Source organism: Nostoc flagelliforme FACHB-838, from assembly GCF_014698065.1.
In the GTDB taxonomy this organism is placed as follows: Bacteria; Cyanobacteriota; Cyanobacteriia; order Cyanobacteriales; family Nostocaceae; genus Nostoc; species Nostoc flagelliforme_B.
On sequence record NZ_JACJSI010000294.1, the window covers coordinates 1 to 7,396 of the forward strand.

A 7,396-nucleotide genomic window follows, 5' to 3' on the forward strand; every position below is an offset into this window, starting at 1 on the left:
GTCAGTATTTTGTATCTCAGGAGACACCAATGAAAAATCCCTCAGATGCACGACACTTAATTTCCATTCTTCGGAACAATGCCTAATTTACATGACTTTGAGCCTTAACTGAACCGTATTGGATTATTAGAAAGTCAAACACTAAAGGCAAGCTGGCTACTAGGTCTATACCAGTGATTGAAGACTTACGGCGGTTGTTGGTTGAATACTACCCACTGGCAGGGGATGATTATCTGTTCTCCGGTCGCAGTGATGGACATATAAGCGAAGACTCAGCCGCTAGGATTTTGAGAGAAGCTTGCCAGCAAGTAGATATTTTTGGAGTGAGTAGCCATAGCTTTAGAAGGACTGCTTTAACTCAGATGAGTAATGCTGGCATACCCTTAAGAGTTATTCAGGAAATCTCAGGGCATCGGAATTTAGAGCAGCTACAGAGATATCTAGAAGTGACTGATAATCAGGTGTTAGGCGCGGCTGCAAGCTTGGCTATGCTGTCACCTGTGACTAGTAATGGTGTAGAGCTAGACATAGATAAAAAACTTGAAATTGAGGCGAATAGTAGCCGTTAAAAACCTTGTATTTGATCAATAGCTTTTTTTGCTTCATTTAAAGCTACTTCATATCCACCATACTGTTTATCGTCATTTGATATCAAGTTTGTGGGTTCTTCTCCGATTCGCCATGCTTTAAATTTCCAATAAGCATCACTTGTCATTTTCTCTCTAGGTTTTTGTTCGAGTTGAATGTGAAAACCGTTATATTCTACGGGTTGTCTACCGGACATGGTTTTATCTCCGTTAAAGTAAAATTTTAACACTCAGTAATAGTGATGCTCACTTGGCTATGTTGTCACCTGTTGGGGAAAATGTCGGGATATGGTAGTTTGACGACATCACACAAAAAGCACCTACAGTAAGGCATTCAGCCAAAATTACGCCTTTTTAGTTTCTCTCTGTCTAAAGCCTTCCCCACTTAAGAATTCATCGTTTACGAGTGACAGGATTTTATCTATTTCCTTACCCTTGTTGGCATAGCTGACTGGATCTGAAGGGTCTTTTTTATTCTCCATCCCGTACTTGGAATTATGGCTAATCACTTCATCTTTATGGGCATCTATCCAGGTTTTAATTAGCACCCCATTACACCCACTTAAATCACGCAGCACAGAATTAGTGATTGCAAGGCGATCGCTGTCCCCAGTCGCTACCGTATCGTTATACAGACAGATTGCCTGATAAGACCTACGAATCTTTTCTTGTGCGGCTTCTGGAGCTTTGCTAGCCCACACATCTGAGTCAGGTTTAGCTTGCCAGTCAGTATTCACACTCTCTATAGGACGAGCCACAACTGTCTTAAACACTGGTGCTGTAGGAACTTCTACCTTTTGCCCTTCCAAGGCTGCTGTGACCGCACTAGCTACCGATGCGGCTATCTTTGCATCAATAATAGTTTCTAGTTCGTCAATATTGATATTAGCCTTACTCATAGCGATTTCCATCTCTGCTTTTTCCTTCTGTAGTTGGTTAATTTGGGCTTCTAGTTCGAGTACTTTCTGTTCCGATGTTTTTACACTTTTAGCGATATCCTTACGATTCATATATGAATCCACAAGGTACGAAATAACTGATTGCTGATTAGGTAGTTCTAGTTCTGATTGGATGGTTTTAATATCATCTAAAGTGCTGCCAGAAACCGATACTTTAGTACGTTTTTCTTTCTCTGGTGCATCTGGGAATCCAACAGGTTTGGTAATGTAATAGTCTGAATAACCAAGGGTAGTAGTGATATGCTTCAAATCGTTATCACTGACTTTTTCACCTGGGGTAATATGACCTAAGAAGCAACCAGCGAAGTACATTTTCGCGCCTAGTGAACCTCTACAATCTCTCTCGGTTAACAAACCAGCACAAGCAGCACGTAACGCTTTACAATCGTTTTGCTCTTGACCATGACGGAAGTTTAAAAGCGGTTTTTTATTATCTTTACCACCGAAATATTCTTGAACTACCCGACGTAATGAGTTACCACGCTTATCCTCAATCGCTTTATTCTGTGCAGATATATCACGCGGGAACTCATTAGAAACGTGTCTGATTAATTCCCTAATGCTTGTATCTTTTCGCAATTGGCTAAACCGTTCGATGATGTAACTAGCTGGGAACAAAGTAGAAATTTTAAATACTGGCTTCTCACCGCGTTTTTTACCTTGACCTTCAAACATTACTTGGTAAGATTCACCCTCAATAGGCGTAAATTTACCTCTGGCTAAAATCTCATGAGGACGGCGGCCAGTAGCAGCTATCAGTCCCACAGCTAACTCGTGAGGATTATCGCTGGATAGTAATCTTTCTGTAACTTCTATATATTCATCTGGATCTATTTCGATACCTGTAGCGCCGCCTTCATCCACATTCGTCAAGCGATCGCTTACCCGCGTGGTTTCGTTACGCTCTTCCCAGTCCTTTTTATCCAGACCACACAACAGTAAGACATAGTGCTTTAACTCGTTTCCTGTAACGTTGCCTTGTGCATCATGCTTGGGTACTGATTCAGCGTTTTTACCTTGCTCTAAAGGCAGTGACTTAAATTTTTTATAGAAGCCAGCCCGACTCAACACAGTGCCTAAGCTTTTGATGCTGTAGCTTGTATTCTCATTTAGCCATTGGTTGAATTTCTCACAATGTGGCTTGATTTCCTCAAGGCTTACTAAATCTTTAGTGGCTTGAAATAGTTGGTCTACTTGGTCTTGAACTGCTTTACTCATTAAATTTATCCTATACTTTTATTTAATCTGTTGTACCAATTATAGCATCTTGTTATATATTTGCATGTCTTGTTATAACAATTTATCATAATTGTTTGCATTAAAAAACCTCCGATTGTTCGGAGGTCTTCTATGGTTAGTTTTTCATCTTGTGACTACCCCAGCAAAGGCTCTATATCTTTACCAGTCCACTGACTATTCAATTCACCGTGCTTCACTTCCAGCCAACTTACAAGTACTTCAAAAGTGGCATCCAGAACGCTTTGACGATTACCAGACGTACCATTCACAATGCTATCGATATCTCGCACCAAGTAGTCAGGTTTTCGCGCTTTACCACCGCTTGCCAATACACCTCTGATATGTTCCACCATTGAGTCACTATCACTCGCTGGAAGGGCATCTACAAAGCCTTGTACAGCCTCTAGACTATAGTCGTCTGTAAGTGCAATCGCATCTAATAAACCTACGTTATAGCTACGGTAAAAATTCTCGCGCTGATGTTCTTTTTGGATTGCGATTTTATCAGCTATATAGCCAGTAATGATGTTAGTTTTTGTGGGATTCAATCTTTTGAATGATTCAACTGCTGTAACGAAATTATTTAAATTAGTCATTTTAAAATCCTTTTGAAGGTTTATCTACAAATTTGATGGGACACACTGATTTAAAATTCAAGCTGGGAACGCGCAAACTCTGACCAAAGATAATCAGATTTTTTTGATTTATATCAAAACATAAAGTGTACTCGTATGAACCATTTGAGAAGCTGTAATTTGGCGTATCGTCATAGCCATACGTGGTTATGCCTTTTGTAAATTTGGTAGCTATATCATCAAAATCAATTGATGAATCTAATAGATTAGCTGTCCAGTTTTTTATGGGTTTCGATTTAAGCCATCGCTCAAATCTTGAAAAATCAGTTATCATGGGTTTACTGTTGTGGTATTCTCTCTTCATTATATTCTCGGATTAATAAATCGCTCGATTGTGTGGTATCAATCGAGTGATTTATTTTTGGTTTATTCAAAATCAGAAACATCTAAATCATCTACATTACCTACTACTTCAGATTGATTTGGAGTAGGGTTTGCTGGCTTTGGTATGGCTACAGGCTGCTGCTGTGGAATAATCAGTAAACCGTTTTTATAATCCCAATAGAACTGAATGACATGGTAAAGCGCTTGTATGAATGATTCATTTCTTTCACTTGCAACAGCCCTTATTATGTTGGCTTCGTGTTGTCTAATTCTGGCTTGCTCCCAAGTAGGTTTTTTATCTGGCATTTGATTAAACTCCTTTTTTAGTAGCTAGTGTTTCACAGAGTTGATACATACCTTTGACTGAAGCCATTTCTGGACTACCTTGATAAGTGGTAAGTTTTTTACTTTCAAGTACTTTACTAAACCCAGGTAACGCAACACCACCACCAATACAAAGGACTGTATAACCATTGCTAGCTAATTTCTGAGCTTCGTAGGCATACCAGGGCGGCCGCATCATGTCAATAAGCATACTTTATTGAGAATAGATTTAAAATCAATGTCATTAAGCTTTGCTTATTGCGAAAGTTTTAGGCGATCGCTTTGGGGCTTAAAAAATAATCAAGCTCGAAATCCTGATTTTTTCGTTGGTTCTTAACCTTCGTTGTGATCAAGAGTAATTTAGATGCGTTTGCCCTGGTAGGCATACTCTTTAAGCCCATCGTTCCACCACTGCTTAAGGCACTGATTATAGACATCCTTAATGTTGCAGCCGTCGATGACAAACTTACCGTTTTCAATCTGTTCACGGATTTTACGAAGGTCGCCAGTGTAGCCATAATTCTGACTCTTCATAGCCGATTGAATCATTACATATAGTTGATTTACGCCTAAATCAGTAACTTGTGATTCTTGTGGCTTCTTATTGATGTATGGCGTGAGTATGGTCGTTCCCGATCCAAAATCCAGAGTTACAAACTTTTCAGTTCCGTGGCTGACCACAACTCCAAAGCCTTCAGGTACGACGGCTAAGACTTCGGTAGTTAATGCGATCGCTTTCCCAGCCAACACAACATCAATGCTCCGTTCAAGCTTACCTTTAATAACTTCCTTATGAGATTGCCAAGCGTGAGAACTAATTACAATGTGATTTTTAATAGTTGTGGACTGAGGAGCTAGCTTTGAATGGCAGTAGGACAGCGCACCTAGATATAGTTTTTCAATCTCGTTTATCTTGGTGGATTTATCGCTAACCGTTGCCTTACCAGTTGGCGATTTAGAAGCGCCATAACCTACACAAAAAACATCATCCTTCTCACCTTTGATTACAACGCTACCCAACGTATCAGATGGACTGCATCTGTAATCTATGTAGCTTGCGATTTTATCCTCATATCCTTCGCTGGCTACCTTAATAGCGCTATTAGCTGCATCGATAGCCATCTTAAAATTTAATCACGGTCGGTTCATTGTAGTAGCCTTGTTTGTGTTCATATATCTATTGTACTACACCTGATAGTCAGATGTATTGCAGGTGGCTAACAAATGCGATACAGATTTCTCGTAGTTTTTGAGATTACCATAGAGTATCCTGTATGGCAGATGTAGTACATCTGCTTTTAAATTGTAAAATTAGTGCCTTAACTTTTAAAAAATTTCTTAATATTAAACGCTTTATATTTGCTAACACTAAACACTAGGGATTGAGACAGCATATAGTTGTTCTTTGCATTCGATTTCTATTAAAAATTAATCATTAATTATGGTTTTAGCTAATAAATACATTGCCACACGTAAGATAGGCGCTTTCAACCATTAAATTTTCTCATAATAAAAATTGATTAAAAACCAACAAAACCAAGTCTGCCCCCTATGGGTAAAACTTGGTTGCTTGCCAACTACGCTAAATCAGTACTTTCAGACTACTCTGCCAACACTCGCCAAGACCACGCCAAGAAAAATTGGCACTAACCAAATGTCACTGCCAAGTCTATGTTTTGTCAATTAATGTTAGCTAATCTTGTTATCGAGGGCTGTAAAGGTTTTCTTACAGTCGTTGCATTGATAACGGTAGTGATTCTTAGCTTTGACTGAACTATGTCGCCTAAAGCTTTGTGAGTGGCAGTGTGGGCATTCAATATCTGCACTCACAATTACCTTAGCGGGTTGCTTTAATGTAGGCGTTGGATTATTAGTAAATGGCACTGACTGAGTAATTGTACTCTCCCAAGGCTGATTTACTAACCAAGACTTCTGATTTTCAAAACTGCCATCGATAGCGGGTGGGATTTCGACGAACGTATACCGTAGCCCATTAATGAGTAGACCTAACCTGTATTTATTTTTGGCAGGTATCGAACGATTAGCTTCACTCATCCAATCGCTCACGACCCTATAGATGGTAGGTATTGAATCTCGCATATCGCTAGACCAACCCATATCGTCGGCGTGTTTGATTGCTGTACCTATGGCTTCACCGATAAAAAGCATTGAGCAGTTGTTCATCTCGTCCCAAGTCCAACCGTTTTTACCAACCTCACCAGACTGGCCAATCAAAATCAGTTTCATGTCGCGGTGTCGGATTTCAGTCCAGATTTGAGAAATACCTTGTTTTTCTGGCTTGCTAAAGGTTTTGTCACATTCATCAAAAATCCCAACTACGGGAATATTGGGGTGAAGCGATCGCCCATTTTTGCGATCCATAAACTCTGATACGAACGTTTCTAAAGTATCGCTAGCCTGCTGTGGCGACTTGGCAACCTTGGGCACATTCCAGAAATCCTGAGTACTACCATGCTGCGGGTCACTTAACCACAGTTCCCAACCTTCTAGATTGTTGACGTAGTTGTGAAGAATATTCTTAACCGCAACGCCTTTACCACCACCAGTCCGAGTCATCACACGTAAAGTAGGTTTACCGTCCTGGGTATGGTCGTGATAACGCCGAACGATATCACCAAACTTCGCAGCAGGTTCAATCATCCGTCTGATTTCTTCGATAGATGTAGGTACTTTCTCGCGCTCTTTCAGAACGACTTTAGCCACCATCAAAGCCTTACCGGAATCCCACTTGAAGGTTATAGGCTTGATGGTTCTACACCATTGTTGTAGGGCTTCGGAGTGTTCGTTTAGTTCAGACTCTTTTATAAAGCGAGAATTGCGATCGATTTGGAAGCAGATATCCACATCATAGATATCGCCTTCTGCATAAGCACGATCCAGGTATAGCCCAGTTTGCCAAAAGTACTGCACAATCGCATTCCCAATCTGGAGTTCCCGTGAGTTAGCGTTAGTCCATACCAATGGTTTTTTAAGGTCGAGAACCTGTAGCTTGAGGTCGCTAATCTCAAGATTTTTATGGTCAATTTCGTCCAAAAGGTCTGATACCTGACCGCGCATTTCTTCGAGCGAATTCTGGTTATCAATGACTTTAGATTGCAGATTTTGTAAATCAGATTTTGATGATTCACTAAACTCTCTCAAGATTCCAGTAGCTTTAGTTTTGGGCGTACAGTCAGCCAGTGCTGTATAAGCTTCAGGGTTAGCGCGTCTCAAACCCTATTGACAGTGGGATTCTAGGAGAGGATTGAATTTGGGAGAGATGCGGCTAACACAGAAAGCATATACTGATCATTCATAGCGGCTCGCC

Annotated in this window: 8 protein-coding genes; 1 reads left to right on the plus strand and 7 read right to left on the minus strand. The window is 40.3% G+C overall.

What is annotated here, in order from left to right:
- The first annotated feature begins 125 nt into the window (after positions 1-125).
- Positions 126-569, plus strand: coding sequence for a tyrosine-type recombinase/integrase (locus H6G97_RS41260; protein WP_422394264.1), 444 nt, complete (start codon positions 126-128; stop codon positions 567-569).
- Here H6G97_RS41260 and H6G97_RS41265 read toward each other — a convergent pair.
- The 7 genes from H6G97_RS41265 to H6G97_RS41295 form a co-directional block, all read right to left on the minus strand.
- Complete coding sequence (locus H6G97_RS41265; protein ID WP_190946376.1) at positions 566-784, minus strand: hypothetical protein; 219 nt, start codon at positions 782-784, stop codon at positions 566-568. The two genes, H6G97_RS41260 and H6G97_RS41265, sit on opposite strands and share 4 nt — an antisense overlap.
- A gap of 147 nt (positions 785-931) precedes the next feature.
- Positions 932-2,764: a protelomerase family protein gene (locus H6G97_RS41270; RefSeq protein ID WP_190946377.1), complete on the minus strand. Its 1,833-nt coding sequence runs from the start codon at positions 2,762-2,764 to the stop codon at positions 932-934.
- 155 nt (positions 2,765-2,919) lie between these two features.
- Positions 2,920-3,381, minus strand: coding sequence for a hypothetical protein (locus H6G97_RS41275; protein ID WP_190946378.1), 462 nt, complete (start codon positions 3,379-3,381; stop codon positions 2,920-2,922).
- Between the two features lie 405 nt (positions 3,382-3,786).
- On the minus strand, positions 3,787-4,050 hold the full coding sequence (locus tag H6G97_RS41280; protein ID WP_190946379.1) for a hypothetical protein: 264 nt from the start codon (positions 4,048-4,050) through the stop codon (positions 3,787-3,789).
- Positions 4,051-4,054: 4 nt separating this feature from the next.
- On the minus strand, positions 4,055-4,267 hold the full coding sequence (locus H6G97_RS41285; RefSeq protein WP_190946380.1) for a hypothetical protein: 213 nt from the start codon (positions 4,265-4,267) through the stop codon (positions 4,055-4,057).
- A 161-nt stretch (positions 4,268-4,428) separates the two neighbouring features.
- A complete protein-coding gene (locus H6G97_RS41290; RefSeq protein WP_190946381.1) occupies positions 4,429-5,190 on the minus strand; it encodes an acetate and sugar kinases/Hsc70/actin family protein in 762 nt (253 codons plus the stop codon).
- A gap of 567 nt (positions 5,191-5,757) precedes the next feature.
- The gene (locus H6G97_RS41295) at positions 5,758-7,302 is read right to left on the minus strand and encodes an IS1/IS1595 family N-terminal zinc-binding domain-containing protein (protein ID WP_190946382.1); all 1,545 of its coding nucleotides are present in this window, start codon (positions 7,300-7,302) and stop codon (positions 5,758-5,760) included.
- Positions 7,303-7,396: the final 94 nt, after the last annotated feature.